This is a genomic window from Streptomyces sp. NPDC023573 (assembly GCF_055559735.1).
The window spans coordinates 29,157-46,348 of record NZ_JBVHKB010000001.1 but is presented as its reverse complement, the minus strand read 5'-3'; the positions used below and the strand labels follow the sequence as shown (position 1 = coordinate 46,348).

20 protein-coding genes are annotated in these 17,192 nt (G+C 71.8%); 13 read left to right on the top strand and 7 right to left on the bottom strand.

The window, feature by feature from the left end:
• Positions 1-353: 353 nt before the first annotated feature.
• Together ACZ32T_RS00255 and ACZ32T_RS00250 are read left to right on the top strand one after the other, a co-directional pair.
• Positions 354-575 (top strand): helix-turn-helix domain-containing protein, encoded by a 222-nt coding sequence (locus ACZ32T_RS00255; protein ID WP_018518904.1) that lies wholly within the window; start codon positions 354-356, stop codon positions 573-575.
• Between the two features lie 156 nt (positions 576-731).
• A complete protein-coding gene (locus ACZ32T_RS00250; protein ID WP_467267556.1) occupies positions 732-1,523 on the top strand; it encodes an enoyl-CoA hydratase/isomerase family protein in 792 nt (263 codons plus the stop codon).
• Positions 1,524-1,612: 89 nt separating this feature from the next.
• Here the strand turns inward: ACZ32T_RS00250 and ACZ32T_RS00245 are convergent, their stop codons facing one another.
• Entirely contained in the window at positions 1,613-2,308 is a 696-nt protein-coding gene (locus ACZ32T_RS00245; protein WP_467267558.1) for a hypothetical protein, read from the bottom strand.
• 93 nt (positions 2,309-2,401) lie between these two features.
• On the opposite strand from ACZ32T_RS00245, the gene ACZ32T_RS00240 reads away from it, so the two are divergent.
• The 5 genes from ACZ32T_RS00240 to amaP are packed head-to-tail and all read left to right on the top strand — an operon-like array spanning position 2,402 to position 4,736.
• Positions 2,402-2,896: an Asp23/Gls24 family envelope stress response protein gene (locus ACZ32T_RS00240; RefSeq protein ID WP_467267560.1), complete on the top strand. Its 495-nt coding sequence runs from the start codon at positions 2,402-2,404 to the stop codon at positions 2,894-2,896.
• Positions 2,897-2,928: 32 nt separating this feature from the next.
• Complete coding sequence (locus ACZ32T_RS00235; protein WP_030920082.1) at positions 2,929-3,120, top strand: hypothetical protein; 192 nt, start codon at positions 2,929-2,931, stop codon at positions 3,118-3,120.
• On the top strand, positions 3,117-3,470 hold the full coding sequence (locus tag ACZ32T_RS00230; RefSeq protein WP_467267562.1) for an Asp23/Gls24 family envelope stress response protein: 354 nt from the start codon (positions 3,117-3,119) through the stop codon (positions 3,468-3,470). The genes ACZ32T_RS00235 and ACZ32T_RS00230 overlap by 4 nt, the downstream gene beginning before the upstream one ends.
• Positions 3,467-4,153, top strand: coding sequence for a DUF6286 domain-containing protein (locus ACZ32T_RS00225; RefSeq protein ID WP_467267564.1), 687 nt, complete (start codon positions 3,467-3,469; stop codon positions 4,151-4,153). Before ACZ32T_RS00230 ends, ACZ32T_RS00225 begins: the two co-directional genes overlap by 4 nt.
• A 4-nt stretch (positions 4,154-4,157) precedes the next feature.
• Positions 4,158-4,736 carry an alkaline shock response membrane anchor protein AmaP gene (amaP, locus tag ACZ32T_RS00220; RefSeq protein ID WP_467267566.1) on the top strand — a complete coding sequence of 193 codons (579 nt, stop codon included), beginning with the start codon at positions 4,158-4,160 and terminating at the stop codon, positions 4,734-4,736.
• 36 nt (positions 4,737-4,772) lie between these two features.
• Here the strand turns inward: amaP and ACZ32T_RS00215 are convergent, their stop codons facing one another.
• The 5 genes from ACZ32T_RS00215 to ACZ32T_RS00195 all read right to left on the bottom strand — a co-directional run bounded on the left by ACZ32T_RS00215 (position 4,773) and on the right by ACZ32T_RS00195 (position 9,591).
• The gene (locus tag ACZ32T_RS00215) at positions 4,773-5,528 is read right to left on the bottom strand and encodes an SDR family oxidoreductase (RefSeq protein WP_467267568.1); all 756 of its coding nucleotides are present in this window, start codon (positions 5,526-5,528) and stop codon (positions 4,773-4,775) included.
• 4 nt (positions 5,529-5,532) lie between these two features.
• Positions 5,533-7,344 carry a glycoside hydrolase family 15 protein gene (locus tag ACZ32T_RS00210; RefSeq protein ID WP_467364612.1) on the bottom strand — a complete coding sequence of 604 codons (1,812 nt, stop codon included), beginning with the start codon at positions 7,342-7,344 and terminating at the stop codon, positions 5,533-5,535.
• A 73-nt stretch (positions 7,345-7,417) separates the two neighbouring features.
• Positions 7,418-8,218, bottom strand: a complete 801-nt coding sequence (locus ACZ32T_RS00205; RefSeq protein ID WP_467267572.1) for an SURF1 family cytochrome oxidase biogenesis protein — start codon at positions 8,216-8,218, stop codon at positions 7,418-7,420.
• Between the two features lie 68 nt (positions 8,219-8,286).
• Positions 8,287-8,520, bottom strand: a complete 234-nt coding sequence (locus tag ACZ32T_RS00200) for a hypothetical protein (RefSeq protein ID WP_078850781.1) — start codon at positions 8,518-8,520, stop codon at positions 8,287-8,289.
• Positions 8,521-8,583: 63 nt separating this feature from the next.
• Positions 8,584-9,591 carry a DEDDh family exonuclease gene (locus ACZ32T_RS00195; protein ID WP_356711886.1) on the bottom strand — a complete coding sequence of 336 codons (1,008 nt, stop codon included), beginning with the start codon at positions 9,589-9,591 and terminating at the stop codon, positions 8,584-8,586.
• 142 nt (positions 9,592-9,733) lie between these two features.
• On the opposite strand from ACZ32T_RS00195, the gene ACZ32T_RS00190 reads away from it, so the two are divergent.
• The 4 genes from ACZ32T_RS00190 to ACZ32T_RS00175 all read left to right on the top strand — a co-directional run bounded on the left by ACZ32T_RS00190 (position 9,734) and on the right by ACZ32T_RS00175 (position 13,278).
• The gene (locus tag ACZ32T_RS00190) at positions 9,734-10,453 is read left to right on the top strand and encodes a VIT1/CCC1 transporter family protein (RefSeq protein ID WP_467267574.1); all 720 of its coding nucleotides are present in this window, start codon (positions 9,734-9,736) and stop codon (positions 10,451-10,453) included.
• A gap of 192 nt (positions 10,454-10,645) precedes the next feature.
• Positions 10,646-11,536, top strand: a complete 891-nt coding sequence (locus ACZ32T_RS00185; protein WP_467267576.1) for a sterol desaturase family protein — start codon at positions 10,646-10,648, stop codon at positions 11,534-11,536.
• Positions 11,533-12,213, top strand: coding sequence for a lysoplasmalogenase (locus ACZ32T_RS00180; RefSeq protein WP_467364610.1), 681 nt, complete (start codon positions 11,533-11,535; stop codon positions 12,211-12,213). The genes ACZ32T_RS00185 and ACZ32T_RS00180 overlap by 4 nt, the downstream gene beginning before the upstream one ends.
• Positions 12,214-12,234: 21 nt before the next feature.
• Entirely contained in the window at positions 12,235-13,278 is a 1,044-nt protein-coding gene (locus ACZ32T_RS00175) for a zinc-dependent alcohol dehydrogenase family protein (RefSeq protein ID WP_467364608.1), read from the top strand.
• Positions 13,279-13,337: 59 nt separating this feature from the next.
• On the opposite strand, the gene ACZ32T_RS00170 is transcribed toward ACZ32T_RS00175, so the two are convergent.
• Positions 13,338-14,870: a S8 family peptidase gene (locus tag ACZ32T_RS00170; protein WP_467267582.1), complete on the bottom strand. Its 1,533-nt coding sequence runs from the start codon at positions 14,868-14,870 to the stop codon at positions 13,338-13,340.
• Between the two features lie 310 nt (positions 14,871-15,180).
• Between ACZ32T_RS00170 and ACZ32T_RS00165 the strand changes: the two genes are divergently transcribed.
• Entirely contained in the window at positions 15,181-15,543 is a 363-nt protein-coding gene (locus ACZ32T_RS00165; RefSeq protein ID WP_467267583.1) for a DUF485 domain-containing protein, read from the top strand.
• Positions 15,540-17,183 (top strand): solute symporter family protein, encoded by a 1,644-nt coding sequence (locus ACZ32T_RS00160; RefSeq protein WP_467267585.1) that lies wholly within the window; start codon positions 15,540-15,542, stop codon positions 17,181-17,183. The genes ACZ32T_RS00165 and ACZ32T_RS00160 overlap by 4 nt, the downstream gene beginning before the upstream one ends.
• Positions 17,184-17,192 lie beyond the last annotated feature (9 nt).

The following is a 17,192-nucleotide window of genomic DNA, read 5'->3' as shown; positions in this document are numbered from 1 at the left end:
CCCGGGCCCTCGTATCCGGTGCTGGGCCCGGTGATCCCGTGCGTCTGGATCATTCGGCCCATCGGTGATCCATCATCTGGGTGAGGGGGTCTCGTACCCCGGCGCGGCGCCCGGCAGATAGCTGCCGGGCACACTCATTTCCGCCCACTCCACCCCGTACGGCCCTGACCTGGTCATTTTTCCCGCGTGCCGTCCCTCAGGGGCCCAGGAGCCTCTGGAATGCCTGATTCCGCTTGTGTTCTGCCGCTTCCTTGGGCGGAATCGGGTCGTACGGACCTTGCCGAATGGGTGGCCAGGAGGCGCGGGAGGGGTGATCATGAGAGTCCAGAGCGCACTTCCTTGAGGAGGCACGGGTGGCCGAGACTCTGAAGAAGGGCAGCCGGGTGACCGGCGCCGCGCGCGACAAGCTCGCGGCAGACCTGAAGAAGAAGTACGACTCCGGTGCGAGCATCCGGGCGCTGGCCGAGGAAACGGGCCGCTCCTACGGATTCGTCCACCGGATGCTCAGCGAGTCCGGAGTCACGCTGCGGGGACGCGGCGGAGCGACTCGCGGCAAGAAGGCCGCCACGGCCTGACGGCGGCAGCGGGTTCGGAGCGGGCGTGCGTCCGCTCCCGGGGCTCACCGGAACACCGGGTGGCCACCCGGCCGACCGTGAGGTCGTCCGGGTGGTTACTGTTCAGTTCAGTTACTTGCCAGTAAGTGCTGACTGCACCCGATCCGGAGGCGCTCCATGACCTCGCTCGACTCTGTGCTCGACAAGGACGGCGTACGGCTCACCGTCGATGACGCGGTTGCCACGGTGACGCTCACCAACCCGGCCAAGCGCAACGCTCAGTCTCCCGCTCTGTGGCGGGCGTTGGCAGAGGCCGGACGGGCACTCCCCGGCAGCGTGCGGGTCGTCGTGCTCCGCGGCGAGGGCAAGTCCTTCTCCGCGGGCCTCGACCGGCAGGCGTTCGCACCCGAGGGCTTCGACGGCGAGCCGTCCTTCCTCGACATGGCGCGCGGCCCGGAGGCCGAGCTCGACGCGACCATCGCCGAGTACCAGGAGGCGTTCACCTGGTGGCGCCGCAACGACATCGTGTCGGTGGCGGCCGTCCAGGGGCACGCGATCGGTGCCGGCTTCCAGCTCGCCCTCGCCTGCGATCTGCGGATCGTCGCCGAGGACGTGCAGTTCGCCATGCGCGAGACCAGTCTCGGTCTCGTTCCCGACCTCACGGGCACCCACCCCCTGGTGAACCTGGTGGGATACGCCCGCGCGCTCGAGATCTGCGCCACCGGCCGCTTCGTACACGCCGAGGAGGCCGAGCGCACCGGTCTCGCCAACCTCGTCGTCCCCGCCGACCAGCTCGACGCGGCGGCGCGCGACCTGGCCGGGGCCCTGCTCGCCGCCCCCCGGGACGCGGTGGTGGAGACCAAGGCCCTGCTGAGCGGTGCCCTTTCGCGTACGTACGAGGAGCAGCGCACCGCCGAGCGGGCCGCCCAGGGCCGCCGTCTGCGCGACCTCGCGGGCCTCTCCGACTGAACCGGCTGACCCGACTGGACCGGCTGACCCGGCCGACCCCGGCCGGGCAGCCGCAGTCCCATGGCCCCCGCCGCCCGGCGGGGGCCATGTCAGTCCCGGTTCACGACCGCGGTGACCAGCACGGCGACCGTCGGCCTGCCCTCCAGGGCCTCGGCCACCGCTCCGCGCACCGCCTGCGCCACATCGAGCGCCCGGTGGTCCCCCGCCGTCGCGAGCTCCACCTGCACATGGCCTTCCGAGTGCTGCACCGCGCTGCCCAGCACCCGCGTCAACGAGACGACGCCCCGTACCCCCGCCGCCGCCGTTCCCGCGGATCCGGCGGGTTCCGCCGCGTGGACGACGGCGGACGGCTCCGGGGCGGGACGGGGCTCCTCCTCCAGCAGCTCCGTCACCTTGAGGTCCACCTCGTCGACCACCAGGCCGAGCCGCTGGGCCGCGGCCGCCAGCAGCGCCGCGCGCAGGGCGTCAGCGGTGGCGGGCAGCGGCCGCCGCGCGGTGGCGGAGAAGCCGGCCTCGATCCGCAGCGGTCCGGGCCGCAGCCCGCTGGGAGGCCGTGGCACCACGGGATCCGGGGCGCTGTCCTCGTCGGCCGGCCCGATCCTGAGCTTCCCCAGCGCGGCCCCCGTCCCGGCCGCGGCGTCCCTCAGCACCTCTGCCGCCGCTCGTTCCGCGATCCATGATCCGTCGGCGGGGCCGCCCAGAGGGAGCAGTCTGCCGAGGCCGAGCCGTTGGCGTACCGCAGACGTCCATCCATCCGCCCGGTGCGGGCTGTCAGCCGTTGTCATTGCTCCACCCTGCCCCATCCACGGCGCGGGACCGGGCAAGCGCACTTACTGTGGGCCACGGAAGTTCAACCCGCCCCGAAGGGAAGAGCGGCGATGACCGAGAGCCCACAGCGGAACCGGCCCGACAACCCCGGCAGTGTGACCGGCGGCGATGACGGCAGGCAGAGCCAGTTCAGCAAGCGCGGCGGGGGAGCCCCCGCGACACGCGGCCGCACCACCATCGCCGACGGCGTGGTCGAGAAGATCGCCGGAATGGCGGCACGGGACGTCGTCGGCGTCCACGCGATGGGCAGCGGGATCTCCCGGACGTTCGGCGCGGTACGCGACCGGGTGCCAGGCGGCAACAAGTCCGTGTCCCGCGGCGTCAAGGCGGAGGTCGGCGAATCGCAGGCCGCCCTCGATCTGGAGATCGTCGTCGACTACGGCGTGGCGATCGCCGAAGTGGCGCGCGACGTGCGCGAGAACGTCATCTCGGCGGTCGAGCGGATGACCGGCCTGGAAGTCGTCGAGGTCAACATCGCCGTGAGCGACGTCAAGCTGCCCGATGAGGACGACGACGAGGACGAGTCCGAGTCACGCGTTCAGTAGCCCTTCCCCGCGCGGCAGTTGAGGAGCACACGATGAGCATGGCTGTGGTCGGCCTGGTGGCCGGCATGGCGCTCGGCTTCGCCGGATACTTCGGTGGATTCGGAGCCTTTCTGCTGGTGGCCGCGCTGGGCGCTGTCGGCTTCATCGCCGGCCGCTTCCTGGACGGCGACCTCGAACCCGGCGACTTCTTCCGGAGTCGCGAGCGCGGCGACCGGCGACGGTGACGGGGATGACAGACCGGGTCGACGCCGCCGCGCGAGGGCAGACCCGGATCGCCGACCGGGTCGTCGCGAAGATCGCCGCGCAGGCGGCGAAGGAGGCCGTCGACGACCGGCCCAAGGACGCCGACGCACCGCGCGCCACGGTCACCGTGCACCGTGACACCGCCCGGGTGCGGGTCAGCCTCGACCTGGCCTACCCCTGCGACATCGGCCGGCAGTGCGGCGCGGTGCGTCGTCGTGTGGCCGAAAGGGTAAGAGCCCTTGCGGGAATGGAGGTGCCCGAAGTGGCGGTGCAGGTCGAACGGCTGCATCGGTCAGGAGAGGGCACCGCGCCGGAGGGGAGCATCCGATGACCGAGCCCCAGGACCCGGAGAACAGCACGCGTCGCCTGCCCGTCGTCGAGTCGTCGCCACCCGGCGGCGTGCTGGAGATGGACCGGTCCGCGTCGGGCTCCACCTACGAAGCCGCACCCGCGCCGGAGCGGACCGCCGGCCGGGCGGGCCGTTTCTGGTCGGGGCGCAGGATCCCCGCGGCCCTGCTCGCGCTGATCGTGCTCGGCGGCGCCGGCCTTCTGCTCTACGACGTCGCGGCGGTGCGGGCCGGCCACCCGGCCATGCAGTGGCGGCGTTCGGCCGCCGACGACCTGTCGAGCCGTCACCTGGACGACGTGTGGGTCCTCGCCGGTTCGGCGCTGGCGGCCGCGCTCGGCCTCTGGCTGCTCCTCCTGGCCCTCACCCCGGGGCTGCGCGCCCTGCTCCCCATGAGCCGCCGGCACACCGGTGTACGGGCCGGGCTCGACCGGACCGCCGCCGCCTTCGTCCTGCGCGACCGGGCCGTGGAGGTGCCCGGTGTGCAGTCCGTCCGGGTGAAGACGAGCCGCCGCAAGGCGAAGGTGCGCGCCCTCTCGCACTTCCGTGAACTCGACGAAGTCAGGGCCGACCTGGACACCGTCCTGACGAACGCCATCAGCGAACTGGGCCTGGCACGGCCGCCCGGCCTCTCGGTGCGCGTGCGCCGGCCGGCGAAGAAGGGGTGAACCCGTGATCAAAACCGTCAACCGGGTCCTGCTCGCCCTGGCAGGGCTGATCCTCGTCGTCGTCGGGGGCGCCGTCCTCGCCACGGGACTCGGATGGTCCGCGCCCTCCTGGTGGCCCTTCGGCGGCACCGACGACGTGCTGCTCAGCAAGGCCGACCGGACCAGGTGGCGGGACGAGGGCTGGTGGTGGCCCACCGTCATCGCGGTTCTCGCCGTCCTGGTCGTCCTCGCGCTGTGGTGGCTCCTGGCCCAGCTGCGCCGCGGGCGCCTCGCCGAGGTGCTGGTCGACAGCGGCGACGGCGAGGGAGCGCTGCTGCGCGGCAAGGCCCTGGAGAGCGCGCTCGGCGACGAGGCCGGGGCCTTGGACGGGGTGTCCGACGCCAGGGTCACGCTGACCGGCCGGCGCACCGCGCCCCGCGCACGGGTCCGGCTGCTGATGGAGCCGCACGCGTCCCCGGGGCTCGTGCTGCGCGGTCTCTCCGAGGGGGCGCTGACCCACGCGCGGACCTCGGCCGGGCTGGACGAGCTGCCCGCCGAGGTCCGGCTGAAGGCGGTCAAGCACCGCGCGGAGCGGGTGACCTGACGGTCGCACCCGCGGGGCGGCTGCCCAGGGGAGCCGTCAGAAACCGTGCCGGGCGCCGCCGTCGACCGGCACCATGACGCCGGTCAGATAGGAGGCGGCCGGGGAGAGCAGGAAGGCCGAGGTCTTCCCGAACTCCTCCGGGGTGCCGTAGCGGCGCAGCGGGATGCGCGCCTCGTTCGCCGCACGGGACGCTTCCGCGTCGCCGGACAGGGCGTCCAGCTCGCGCACCCGGTCCGTGTCGATCCGGGCCGGCAGCACCCCGACCACCCGGATGCCGCGCGGGCCCAGCTCGTCGGCGAGGGACTTGGCGAAGCCGGCGAGCCCCGGGCGCAGCCCGTTGGAGATGGTCAGGCCGGGGATCGGCTCGTGCACGGATCCGGACAGGACGAAGCCGATGACGCCGCCCTCGCCGAGCGCCTCGGCCGCCGTACGGGCCAGACGTACGGCGCCGAGGAAGACCGACTCGAAAGCCGACTGCCACTGGTCGTCCGTGTTGTCGGCGACGAAGCCGGGCGCCGGGCCGCCTACGCTGACGAGAATGCCGTCCAGCCGGCCGAAGCGGTCCTTCGCCGCGTCCACCAGCCGCCTGGCCGCCAGCGGGTCGGCGTTGTCCGCGGCGAGCCCGACGGCGTCGGGGCCCAGCTCCGCGGCGGCCTCGGCGGCGGTCTTCTCGTCGCGCCCGGAGATGATCACCTTCGCGCCGTCGGCGGCGAGGGCGCGCGCGGTGGCGTTGCCCAGCCCACGGGTCGCGCCGGTGACGATGTACACACGGTCCTTCAGTCCAAGATCCATGGCCCTATCCTGCCAAGTCCCCGCAGGCCGGGTCGACCGCACCGGCGAGGTCGACCGCACTGTTCACCAGGCCGATGTGGCTGAACGCCTGCGGATAGTTGCCGAGCTGGCGCCGGGCCACCGGGTCGTACTCCTCGGCCAGCAGTCCCACGTCGTTGCGCAGCTCCAGGAGCCGTTCGAAGAGGACCTCCGCCTCGTCCCTGCGGCCCGTCCGGGTCAGGGCGTCGACCAGCCAGAACGAGCAGGCGAGGAACGCCCCCTCGCCCCCGGGGAGCCCGTCCACCGACACGCCCTCGGTGCTGTAACGGCGAATCAGGCCGTCGTGGGCGAGCTCACGGCTCACCGCGTCGACGGTCCCTGTCACCCGGGGGTCGTCCGGCGGCAGGAAGCCGGTGCGCACGATCAGCAGCGTCGAGGCGTCCAGCTCCTGGGAGCCGTAGTACTGGGTGAAGGTGTTGCGCACGGGGTCGTAGCCCTTGTCGCAGACCTCCGCGTGCACGGCGTCCCGCATCGCCCGCCACCGGTCGGCGTCGCCCGGCAGGCCGGGGTTCTCCTCCAGGGTGCGCACCGCGCGGTCGGCCGCGACCCAGGCCATCACCTTCGAGTGCACGAAGTGGCGGCGCTGCCCCCGCACCTCCCACAGCCCCTCGTCCGGCTCACGCCAGGTGGACTCCAGGAAGCCGAGCAGACTGAGCTGCAGGTTCCAGGCGTGCGGCTTGTCGTCGAGCCCGGCGTCGCGGGCCAGTCTGAGCGAGTCGATGACCTCGCCGTACACGTCGAGCTGCTGCTGTCGCACGGCGGCGTTGCCGATGCGGACCGGCAGGGAGTTCTCGTACCCCCGCAGCCACGGCAGCTCCGTCTCGGGGAGTCTGCGCTCACCGGCGAGCCCGTACATGATCTGGAGATCCGCGGGGTCGCCGGCCACGGCACGCAGCAGCCAGTCCCGCCACGCGGCCGCCTCCTCCACATATCCGGCCGAGACCATCGCCGCCAGGGTGAGCGTGGAGTCCCGCAGCCAGCAGTAGCGGTAGTCCCAGTTCCGAACGCCGCCGATCTCCTCGGGGAGCGAGGTCGTGAGGGCCGCCACGATCCCGCCGGTGGGGGCGTACGTGAGTGCCTTCAGGGTGATCAGGGAACGGAGTACCGCCTCCCGGTACCTGCCGTGGTAGGTGCACCGTGCCGCCCACTTCGCCCAGTCGGTGAGGGTGTGCTTCAGCGCCTTGTGCGGGTCGATCAGCCTGGGGCGGGGGGAGTGCGAGGGGTGCCAGGTCAGGACGAACGCCACGGTCTCGCCCTCGGCGACCGTGAAGGACGAGCAGGTGCTGAACTGCTGGCCCCATGTCTTCACCGGCGGCTCGCTGCGCAGCCAGACGGAGTCGGGGCCCGCGACGGCCACCCGGTGGCCGTGCGAGCGGCGCATCCACGGGACCACGGAGCCGAAGTCGAACCGCAGCCGCAGGACGGAGCTCATGTCGACGCTGCCGCTGACGCCCTCGACGATCCGCATGACGTCGGGCGCCTTGTCGCGCTGCGGCATGAAGTCGATGACCTTGACGGTCCCGGTCCTGGTCTCCCAGAAGGTCTCCAGGACCAGGGAGTCGCCCACGTAGGCGCGCCGGGTGCAGGCGTCGGTGCTGTCGGTGCCCTGGGGGGCGATGCGCCAGTGTCCGTTGTCCTCGTCGCCCAGCAGGGCCGCGAAGCAGGCCCCCGAGTCGAAGCGGGGCAGACAGAGCCAGTCGACAGAACCGTTCCTGCCGACCAGGGCGGCGGTCTGGAGATCGCCGATGACGGCGTAGTCCTCGATGCGTGGGGTCACGCTCTGGCGTCTTCCCGAACCTGAGCCCCGCTAAGCAGCGAAAGCGGTACGAACGGACGGTGCGGCCCAGGCCCTACGCGGTCGCCGGTTCCGGCTGCGCCGCGGTGTCGCCGTCCTTGTCCTCGGCGGCCTCCTCGCGGTCGCGCTTCTCACGGCGTACGAGGACGACCCAGCCCGCCGGGACACCGGCGGCGAACAGCCACCACTGGACTGCGTACGCCATGTGCGGGCCGATGGAGCTGTCGTCGGGGGCGGCGATGGTCTCCGGGCTGCCGTCGGCGGGCTCGGGGGCGGTCAGCTCGACGTAACCGCCCAGCACGGGACGGCCGAGCAGCTGCGACTGCTGGGAGCTGTTGATCAGCATCACCTGGCGGTCCGGCAGGCCCCGGAGGTCCTTGATGCCACTCGCGCTCGTCGTCTCGTCCGCCTTGAGCCTGCCCGTGACGGTGACCTCGCCACGCGGCGGGGCGGGAACCTCGGGGAAGGACTGCTGGTCGGCCGCGGCCGGGACCCAGCCGCGGTTGACCAGGACGGTGCCGCCGCCCTTGAGGGTCAGCGGGGTCAGGACCAGTACGCCGATGCGCTCGTCCTGCGAGGTGCGACGGCGTACGACCACCTCGTGCTCGGTGTCGAACGTCCCGGTGGCCTTGACGGCGCGCCAGTAGTCGGAGCGCGGGACCGTGTGCCCGGGAGAGGTGAGACGGGCGACGGGGACCGGGTCCGCCTCGAGGTTCCGGGTGATCAGCGCGTTCTGCTCGACCCGGTGCTCATGCCGGTGCAGCTGCCAGAAGCCCAGCTCCACCATCGTGGGAATCATGGCGAGGACGAGGAGGGTGAGAATCACCCACTGCCGGGTCAACAGGAAGCGGTACACCCCATGACCGTACAACCGGGGTCATGGGGTGCGGCACGGAGGGTCCCCCGTGCGGACGGACCGGCCCGTCATACTTTGTCCACGATGCCCGCCCTTCCCTCGGCGCGGGCGCAGTGGCCACCGCAGTACCAGTGACCGTCTGCCTCGACGCCCTGGCCGATGACCTGGACCCGGCAGTGCTCACAGATGGGCGCCATCCGGTGAATGGCGCAGGAGAAGCAGTCGAAGACATGTACCGCGCCCTGCGCGTGCACCTCGAAGGACATCCCGTAGTCGTTTCCGCAAACCTCACAACGTGCCATGCGCCACAGGGTGGGACGCCGGGCCGCGGCGGGCGAGCCGACGCGGGGCGAGTCGCCCCCGGTTCACTCCGATGACGGTGACGGCTTCGGCACGGCGACCGTCCTGGCCGGTGCCACGTCCCTCAGCAGATGGGTGAAGGCGCTCTCCTCCAGGACGGGGGTGCCGAACGACTTCGCCTTCACCGTCTTCGACGTCGCCGAGTCCGGGTCGTTGGTGACGAGCAGGCTCGTCAGCCGCGACACGCTGGTCGCCACGTGCAGACCCGCCTCCACCGCGCGGTCCTCCAGAAGCTCCCGGTCGACCGACGTGTCACCGGAGAACGCCACCCGCATGCCCTGCATGAGAGGTTTGTCCGACTCGTAGCGCCCGGGGTTGGGATACGGGCACGCGGGCCGCTTGCGCGAGGGGCGCCAGCTGCCCTGGCCTCCCGAGGGGCGGTAGCCGGCGCGCGGGGTGACCGGGGAGTCGTACCACTCGGTCAGCGGGCGGCACTCCAGCAGCGGCAGCCGCACCCCGTCCCTCGCCGCCGCGAGCAGACTCGGCCGGAACGCCTCGGCCAGCACCCGCGCGTCGTCCAGCGCGTGGTGCGCGCGCTCCTGCACCACGCCGAAGTGCGCGGCCAGCGACTCCAGCTTGTGGTTGGGCAGGGGGAGCCGGAGCTCCTTGGCGAGCGCGATGGTGCACAGCCGCTGCTCGACGGGCGCGGTGACCGCCGCACGCGCGTACTCCCGGGCGATCATCGACCAGTCGAACGCGGCGTTGTGGGCGACGAGCACCCGGCCGGCGAGCCGCTCGGACAGCTGGGCGGCGACCTCGGGGAAGAGCGGGGCGCCCTCCAGGACATCGCTGGTCAGCCCGTGGATCCAGACGGGGCCGGGGTCCCGCTCGGGATTCACCAGGGTGTACCAGTGGTCCTCGACCTCGCCTCTCGCGTCCAGTCGGTACACGGCAGCGGACACTATCCGGTCGTCGCGGGCGAGTCCGGTGGTCTCCACGTCGACGACCGCGTACCCCTGGGGATACGCGGCCGGCCACGGCGCTGCGGTCTGACGGTCGTCGAGCATGGTCACAGAGAATACGGGCCGGGACCGACAGCGGCCTATCCGGGCAGCCCCCGGAGCGAACGCGGAGCCGCCGCCGAGCAGTTGACCGCACGCCCGCAGACGCGGGTCGGGGATGCGCGCGGGGAGGGCGCGGTGAGACGCTCCCGGGGTGACGGACCCGCAGGCGCAGACACATGACGAACCCCACCGAAACGGACTCGGCACCCGGCTCAACTGGCTCCGGGCCGCGGTCCTCGGGGCCAACGACGGGGTGGTCTCCACCGCCGGCCTCGTCGTCGGCGTGGCCGGGGCCACCGACGCCCGCTCCACCCTGCTGACGGCCGGCCTGGCCGGGCTGCTCGCTGGGTCCATGTCGATGGCGGCGGGCGAATACGTCTCGGTGTCCACCCAGCGCGACTCGGAGAGGGCCGCGCTGGCCACCGAGAAGCGGGAGCTGGAGGAGACCCCGGAGGCCGAGCTCGACGAACTGACCGGACTGCTGGAGGAGAAGGGGCTGAGCAACACTCTCGCCCGGGAGGCCGCCGTCCAGCTCACGCAGCGCGACGCGCTGCGCGCCCACGCCGAGGTCGAGCTGGGCATCGACCCGGACGAGCTCACCAACCCGTGGCACGCGGCGGGGGCGAGCTTCCTGGCGTTCACCGTGGGCGCGCTGCTGCCGCTCCTTGCGATCGTGCTGCCTCCCGCCTCCGTGCGGCTGCCGGTCACCGTCGTGTCGGTGCTCGCGGCGCTGGCCCTCACCGGCTGGTGGAGCGCCCGCCTGGGCGAGGCACCGGTACGGCGCGCGGTGCTGCGGAACATGGCCGGGGGAGCGGTGGCCATGGGGGTGACGTACGCGGCGGGGGCGCTGCTCGGGGCGGCGGGGGTGTGAGGCGGCGGACGGCCGGATCAGTGCAACCTCCGTACCGCTCACGTGCGTTCCGCTCCCTCGACGGCGTGCGTGCCGGAAATGCTGCGACGCGGGAGTTGGCGGAACCCGCCAAATACTGATGACGCCACGTCTCACATACTTGTCGGTAACAACGTCTATGCCCGGTACCTCGTGGGGCTCTACGGTGCTCGCATGGAGCCGAACCTGCCCGATGTCGTGCTGTGGTCGATCCCGGCCTTCGTCCTGCTCACCGTCCTCGAAATGGCGCTCCACCGGCTCCACCCGGACGAGGACGCCGCGGGGTACGACGCCAAGGACGCCGCCACCAGCGTCACCATGGGACTCGGCAGCCTGGTCTTCGACCTGCTGTGGAAGATACCCATCGTCGCGATCTACGCGGCCGTCTACGAGCTGACCCCGCTGCGCGTCCCCGTCCTGTGGTGGACGGTCCTTCTGATGCTGCTCGCCCAGGACTTCTTCTACTACTGGTCCCACCGGGGCCACCACGTCATCCGGATCCTCTGGGCCTGCCACGTCGTCCACCACTCCAGCCGGAAGTTCAACCTCACGACCGCGCTGCGCCAGCCCTGGACCTCGCTGACCGTCTGGCCGTTCTACGTCCCGCTCATCGCCTGCGGGGTCCACCCGGCCGCGCTCGCCTTCTGCTCGTCGGCGAACCTCGTCTACCAGTTCTGGGTGCACACCGAACGGATCGACAAGCTGCCCCGGCCCTTCGAGTTCGTCCTCAACACCCCCTCGCACCACCGGGTCCACCACGCCTCCCAGGGCGGATACCTGGACCGGAACTTCGGCGGGATCCTGATCGTCTGGGACCGGCTCTTCGGCTCCTTCACCGCCGAGACCGAGAGGCCCGTCTTCGGGCTCACCAAGAACATCGCCACCCACAACCCGCTCCGCGTCGCCACACATGAGTACGCCGCCATCGCCCGGGACGTACGGGCGGCCACCACCTGGGGCGAGCGGGCCGGACGGATCTTCCGCGGGCCGGGCTGGCAGCCGTCGCTCCCCTCGGACGCCGCCGCGACCGTGAAGCCGCTCCCCGCCACCGAGCGCACCGGATGACGCCCCGCGCGGGCGCGCCCCGACTCGTGCGTCCGCTGCTCGTCGCCTTCCTCGCCGTGGCCGCCGTCGACCTGGCCGGACTCCTGGCCGGGGCGCAGACCGCGCACCTCGTCGCCAAGCCGCTGCTGATGCCCCTGCTCGCCGCCTGCGCGGCGGCGCGCGGCGGTCCCCGGCTGCTCGTCGCCGCCCTGCTGTGCGGCTGGGCCGGGGACGTACTGCTGATGCCCGACTCGGAGGCCGCCTTCCTCGCCGGGATGGTCTGCTTCGCCGCGGGCCACGTCTGCTATCTCCTGCTCTTCGGCCGCGCCCCGATCCGGCCGGCCGCGGGACTCGCGTACGCCGCCGTCCTCGTGGCCTTCCTCGCCTACCTCTGGACCGGGCTGCCGGGCGAGCTCCGGATCCCGCTGACCGGATACAGCCTGCTCCTCGCGGCCATGGCCTGGCGGGCCGGCGCTCTCGGCCGGCACGCCGCTCTCGGCGGCGCCCTCTTCCTGCTCTCCGACGCGCTCATCGCCACCGGCATCGCCGGCCGGCCGCAGCTCCCCGCCCACGACTTCTGGATCATGCTGACCTATCTGGCCGCGCAGTACCTGCTCACCAGGGGGGCGCTCGGCGGAACGGCGGATTCCACCGGCGCCGCCCCCGGGGCGTACCGTGAGGGGAGTATCAGAATCTGAGACGAGCGAGGACCCTCACCCATGCGCGCCACCGTGATCCACGCCCCCCGCGACATCCGTGTGGAGGAGGTGCCCGACGCCACGGTCCAGCAGCCCACCGACGTGGTCCTGAGGGTTCTGCGGGCCTGCGTCTGCGGCAGCGACCTGTGGGCCTACCGCGGCGAGTCGGCCCGGCAGCCGGGGCAGCGCATCGGCCACGAATTCCTCGGTTTCGTCGAGGAGGCGGGCTCCGGGGTCAAGGGCTTCGCCGTCGGCGACCTCGTCGTGGCGCCCTTCGTCTGGTCCGACGGCACCTGCACGTACTGCGCCGAAGGACTCACCACCTCCTGCCCCCAGGGCGGCTTCTGGGGCTCGGTCGGCTCCGACGGCGGTCAGGGCGAGGCCGTCCGCGTCCCGTTCGCCGACGGCACCCTGGTCAGGCTCCCGGCCGCGGCAGCCTCCGACGACCGCCTGCTCACCGCGCTCCTGGCACTCTCCGACGTCCTGGGCACCGGCCACCACGCCGCGCTCGGCGCGGGCGTGAAGCCGGGCAGCACCGTCGCGGTCGTCGGCGACGGCGCCGTCGGCCTGTGCGGCGTCATGGCGGCCAAGCGGCTCGGCGCCGAACGGATCATCGCGCTGGGCCGCCATCAGGCCCGTACGGACATCGCCCGTGCCTTCGGAGCCACGGACGTCGTCGCCGAGCGCGGCGAGGCCGCGCTCGCGGCCGTACGGGAACTGACGCGGGGAGAGGGCACCCACGGGGTGATCGAGGCGGTGGGCACCGAGCAGTCGATGCGCACGGCCATCGGCGTCGTCCGCGACGGCGGCTCCATCGGCTACGTCGGGGTCCCGCACGGCAGCGGCACCGGCGTCGACCTCGGCGACATGTTCGACCGCAACATCGCGCTGCGGGGCGGTGTCGCCCCCGTGCGTACGTACATCCCGGAGCTGCTCCCCGACGTGCTGGACGGCACGATCGACCCGTCGCCGGTCTTCGACCTGTCGGTCGGTCTCGACGGGGTCCCGGGCGGCTACAAGGCGATGGACGAGCGCACGGCGCTCAAGGTCCTCATCACTCCGTAGCCGCACGCGGTAGGGGCCGGGGACAGCTGTCCCCGGCCCCTCCTGCTTGCTTTCCTGCTTTACCGGCGGACGGCGTCCAGCGCGTCCACGACACCGGCTCCGTAGAAGCCGTTGTACTGCTTGCCGCCCTCGCAGACCGCGTCGACGGTGCCGTCACCGTCGATGTCGTACGGCGCTCCGCACGCGGTGGCGTCGGCCTGGAGCGTCAGCAGCGCCTTCACCGCGCCCGCCGAGGCGCGCGGGTGGGTCGACTTGATGAGGGCCGCGACACCCGCCACGTGCGGGGACGCCATCGACGTACCGGCCTTGTAGCCGAATCCGCCGCCGGGCAGCGTGGACAGGATCAGACCGTTGTCCGCCGGCGCCTCGGGCGCCTGGTAGCGCGTCGAGTCACCGCCGGGGGCGGCCACGTCGATGACCCCGAGACCGTAGTTGGAGTAGGAGGACTTGAGGTTCTTCGCGCCGGTCGCGGAGACCGTCACGACACCCGGCAGCATGGTCGGGATGTCGGGGCAGGCGCTCGGGTCGACCGTGCGGGTGACCGTCGTCGTGTCGTTGGGGCTCGTCGTGTCCTCGATGGCGTCGAGGGCCAGGTCGTGGTCGGAGTTGCCCGCCGCGGCGACGTTCACGACACCCTTGCCCTCGGCGTAGCGGGTGGCGCGGGTGACCGCCTCCACCAGGGCGCCCTGGTCGGGGTCGTTCTTGCAGTTGAAGAGCCACGGGTCGGTGTAGTAGCTGCTGTTCGTCACGTCGACGCCGTGCTCGGCGGCCCAGACGAAGCCGCAGACGACGGCCTCCGTGTAGAAGAACCCGGCCGGTGTGGACACCTTGATACCGGAGACCTTCACGCCGGGCGCGACACCGGTGACCCCGGTGCCGTTCTTCGCCGCGGCTATGGTGCCCGCGACGTGCGTGCCGTGGTCGCTCTCACCGGCCGCGGGCCGCCAGGCGCCGTCCGTGGTGTCGGGGGCGCCGGACACACAGTTCACCGACGCCGCGCGGTCGAAGTTCGGGGCCAGGTCCGGGTGCGTGTCGTCCACTCCGGTGTCGATGACGCCGACCGTGACCTTGCTGCTGCCGAGCGACTTCTTGTGCGCCTGGTCCGCCTTGATGGCCGGCAGGTCCCACTGCAGCGGCTCCAGCGGGTCCTGGCCCGCCACCGCGTCCGCCGACGCCGCCCGCGCCGCCGCGGCGGTGAGGGGCTGCTCGACCCCGATGTCCTTCGTCGCCGCCGGAGCGATGGGGCTGGTGCGGGTGGCGCCCGCCGACTGGACGCCCCTGGCCTTGCGTATCGTCGCGCCGAAGTCCGGGTTCTGCGAGTGGACGACGATGACGCCTATCTTGTCGTACGACGTCACGACGGTGCCGCCGGCCGCGGATATCGCCTTCCGCACCTGCTTGACCGTGCCGTGACCCGCCCGCGTGTTCACGACGTACGACAGCTCGGGGCCGTCCGTCCGAACCGTCGCCGCAGGCTCGTCCGCGGGTGCCGCGGCCGCGGTCCCCGTCGGGAGGAAGCCGAGCGAGGCCGTGAGCGCGAGTCCGACGGGCAGCGTGAGTACGCGAGTCCGTCTGGATGCCAGATGAGCCATGGGTTCTCCACATCATCCGTGCCGTGGGCCGGACACCGGTGTGTCCGTCCGGTACATGACCAGTGAAGTTATCTCTGATCTTCCCGGCGTATCAATGAATACGGGCAAGTGAGTTCGAGGTGTGACCTCTGGGAGTCGCGTCCTGGGGAGCCGGCCCGAGAAGACCGAACCTGCGGTGAACCGCTTCGCCGCGCTCTCCGTGCCGTTGCACAGGGAGTCGTGCGAGCAGCCCCCCGCCGGCCGAAAACGCAGAGGACTCCCCGTGAAATCCACCGTTCCCACCACCGCACCCGCGTCGCGAGGAGAATCCGTGGCCACCGAAGCACCGCCGCCCCAGACCCCTGAGGGCGGTCCCCTCCAGCCCACGACCGAGGCGTTCCTCAAGGAGCAGAACAGCCCGGAGTTCGCCGAACTGCGCCGTTCCCACCGCTCCTTCGCCTTTCCGCTGACCGTCGGCTTCATCGCCTGGTATCTGCTGTACGTGCTGCTGTCCAGCTACGCCGACGACTTCATGAGCAAGATCGTCTTCGCGAACTTCAACGTCGCCTTCGTGTTCGGCCTCGCCCAGTTCGCCACCACGTTCCTCATCGCCTGGTTCTACTCGCGCCACGCCACGAACAAGCTCGACCCGCAGGCGGCGGCCATCAAGTCCCGTCTGGAGGCCGACGCATGAGCGCCGCCCACACCTCGCACGCCGTGATCCAGCTCGCCGCGGAGACGTCGTCGACGAGCGAGCACCGGCCGCTGATCATCACCCTCTTCGCGGTCTTCGTCGCGGCGACCCTCGGCATCACCGTCTGGGCCGGCCGGCAGACCAAGAGCGCGTCGGACTTCTACGCGGGCGGGCGGCAGTTCACCGCCTTCCAGAACGGCCTCGCCGTCTCCGGCGACTACATGTCGGCGGCGTCCTTCCTCGGTATCGCCGGTGCCATCGCGCTCTTCGGCTACGACGGCTTCCTCTACTCCATCGGCTTCCTCGTCGCCTGGCTCGTCGCCCTGCTGCTCGTCGCCGAACCACTGCGCAACTCGGGCCGCTACACCATGGGCGACGTCCTCGCCTACCGGATGCGGCAACGGCCGGTGCGCACCGCCGCGGGCGTGTCCACCATCGTCGTGTCGATCTTCTACCTGCTGGCCCAGATGGCGGGGGCCGGCGTCCTCGTCGCCCTGCTGCTCGGCATCACCAGCGACGCGGGCAAGATCCTCATCGTGGCGCTGGTCGGCGTGCTCATGATCCTCTACGTCACCATCGGCGGCATGAAGGGCACCACCTGGGTGCAGATGGTCAAGGCCGTGCTGCTCATCGCGGGCGCCCTGCTGATGACCCTGATGGTGCTGTGGAAGTTCGACTTCAACGTCTCCGACCTCCTCGGCACCGCCGCGGAGAAGAGCGGCCACGGCTCTGCGTTCCTGGAGCCCGGCCTCAAGTACGGCGTCACCGACGTGTCCAAGCTGGACTTCATCTCGCTCGGCATCGCGCTCGTCCTCGGCACCGCCGGTCTCCCGCACATCCTGATCCGCTTCTACACCGTCCCGACAGCCAAGGCCGCCCGTAAGTCCGTGAACTGGGCCATCGGCATCATCGGCGCCTTCTACCTGATGACGATCGCCCTCGGCTTCGGCGCCGCGGCACTCATCGGACCCGAGGAGATCAAGGCGAAGAACCCGGCGGGCAACGCGGCGGCACCCCAGCTCGCCGAGTACCTCGGCGGACTCGGCACCACCGGCGGCGCCGTCATGCTCGCCGTCATCTCCGCCGTCGCCTTCGCGACGATCCTCGCCGTCGTCGCGGGGCTCACCCTCGCCTCCTCGTCCTCCTTCGCCCACGACATCTACGCCAACGTCATCCGCAGGGGGAAGGCCACCGAGAAGGAGGAGATGCGCGCGGCCCGGTGGGCCACCGTCGCGATCGGCGTCGTCTCCATCGGCCTCGGTGCGATGGCACGCGACCTGAACGTCGCGGGGCTCGTCGCCCTGGCCTTCGCCGTCGCCGCGTCGGCCAACCTGCCGACCATCCTCTACAGCCTCTTCTGGAAGCGCTTCACCACCCAGGGCGCCCTCTGGTCCATCTACGGCGGCCTCGCCTCCTCCGTCCTGCTGGTGCTGTTCTCCCCGGTCGTCTCGGGCAAGGCCAGCTCGATGTTCCCGGACGTGGACTTCGCCTGGTTCCCCCTGGAGAACCCCGGCCTCATCTCCATCCCGCTGGGCTTCCTCCTCGGCTGGGCCGGCTCGGTCCTCTCCAAGGAGGAGCCGGACACGGGCAAGTACGCCGAACTCGAGGTCAAGTCCCTCACCGGCACCGGAGCCCACTGACCGCCCCTG

Bases quoted from the DNA above. Each gene is read 5' to 3' on its own strand.
- ACZ32T_RS00250 (WP_467267556.1), top strand. From the start codon at position 732: ATGACCTCGCTCGACTCTGTGCTCGACAAGGACGGCGTACGGCTCACC.
- ACZ32T_RS00245 (WP_467267558.1), bottom strand. From the start codon at position 2,308: ATGACAACGGCTGACAGCCCGCACCGGGCGGATGGATGGACGTCTGCG.
- ACZ32T_RS00240 (WP_467267560.1), top strand. From the start codon at position 2,402: ATGACCGAGAGCCCACAGCGGAACCGGCCCGACAACCCCGGCAGTGTG.
- ACZ32T_RS00235 (WP_030920082.1), top strand. From the start codon at position 2,929: ATGAGCATGGCTGTGGTCGGCCTGGTGGCCGGCATGGCGCTCGGCTTC.
- ACZ32T_RS00225 (WP_467267564.1), top strand. From the start codon at position 3,467: ATGACCGAGCCCCAGGACCCGGAGAACAGCACGCGTCGCCTGCCCGTC.
- ACZ32T_RS00215 (WP_467267568.1), bottom strand. From the start codon at position 5,528: ATGGATCTTGGACTGAAGGACCGTGTGTACATCGTCACCGGCGCGACC.
- ACZ32T_RS00200 (WP_078850781.1), bottom strand. From the start codon at position 8,520: ATGGCACGTTGTGAGGTTTGCGGAAACGACTACGGGATGTCCTTCGAG.
- ACZ32T_RS00185 (WP_467267576.1), top strand. From the start codon at position 10,646: ATGGAGCCGAACCTGCCCGATGTCGTGCTGTGGTCGATCCCGGCCTTC.
- ACZ32T_RS00180 (WP_467364610.1), top strand. From the start codon at position 11,533: ATGACGCCCCGCGCGGGCGCGCCCCGACTCGTGCGTCCGCTGCTCGTC.
- ACZ32T_RS00175 (WP_467364608.1), top strand. From the start codon at position 12,235: ATGCGCGCCACCGTGATCCACGCCCCCCGCGACATCCGTGTGGAGGAG.
- ACZ32T_RS00170 (WP_467267582.1), bottom strand. From the start codon at position 14,870: ATGGCTCATCTGGCATCCAGACGGACTCGCGTACTCACGCTGCCCGTC.
- ACZ32T_RS00160 (WP_467267585.1), top strand. From the start codon at position 15,540: ATGAGCGCCGCCCACACCTCGCACGCCGTGATCCAGCTCGCCGCGGAG.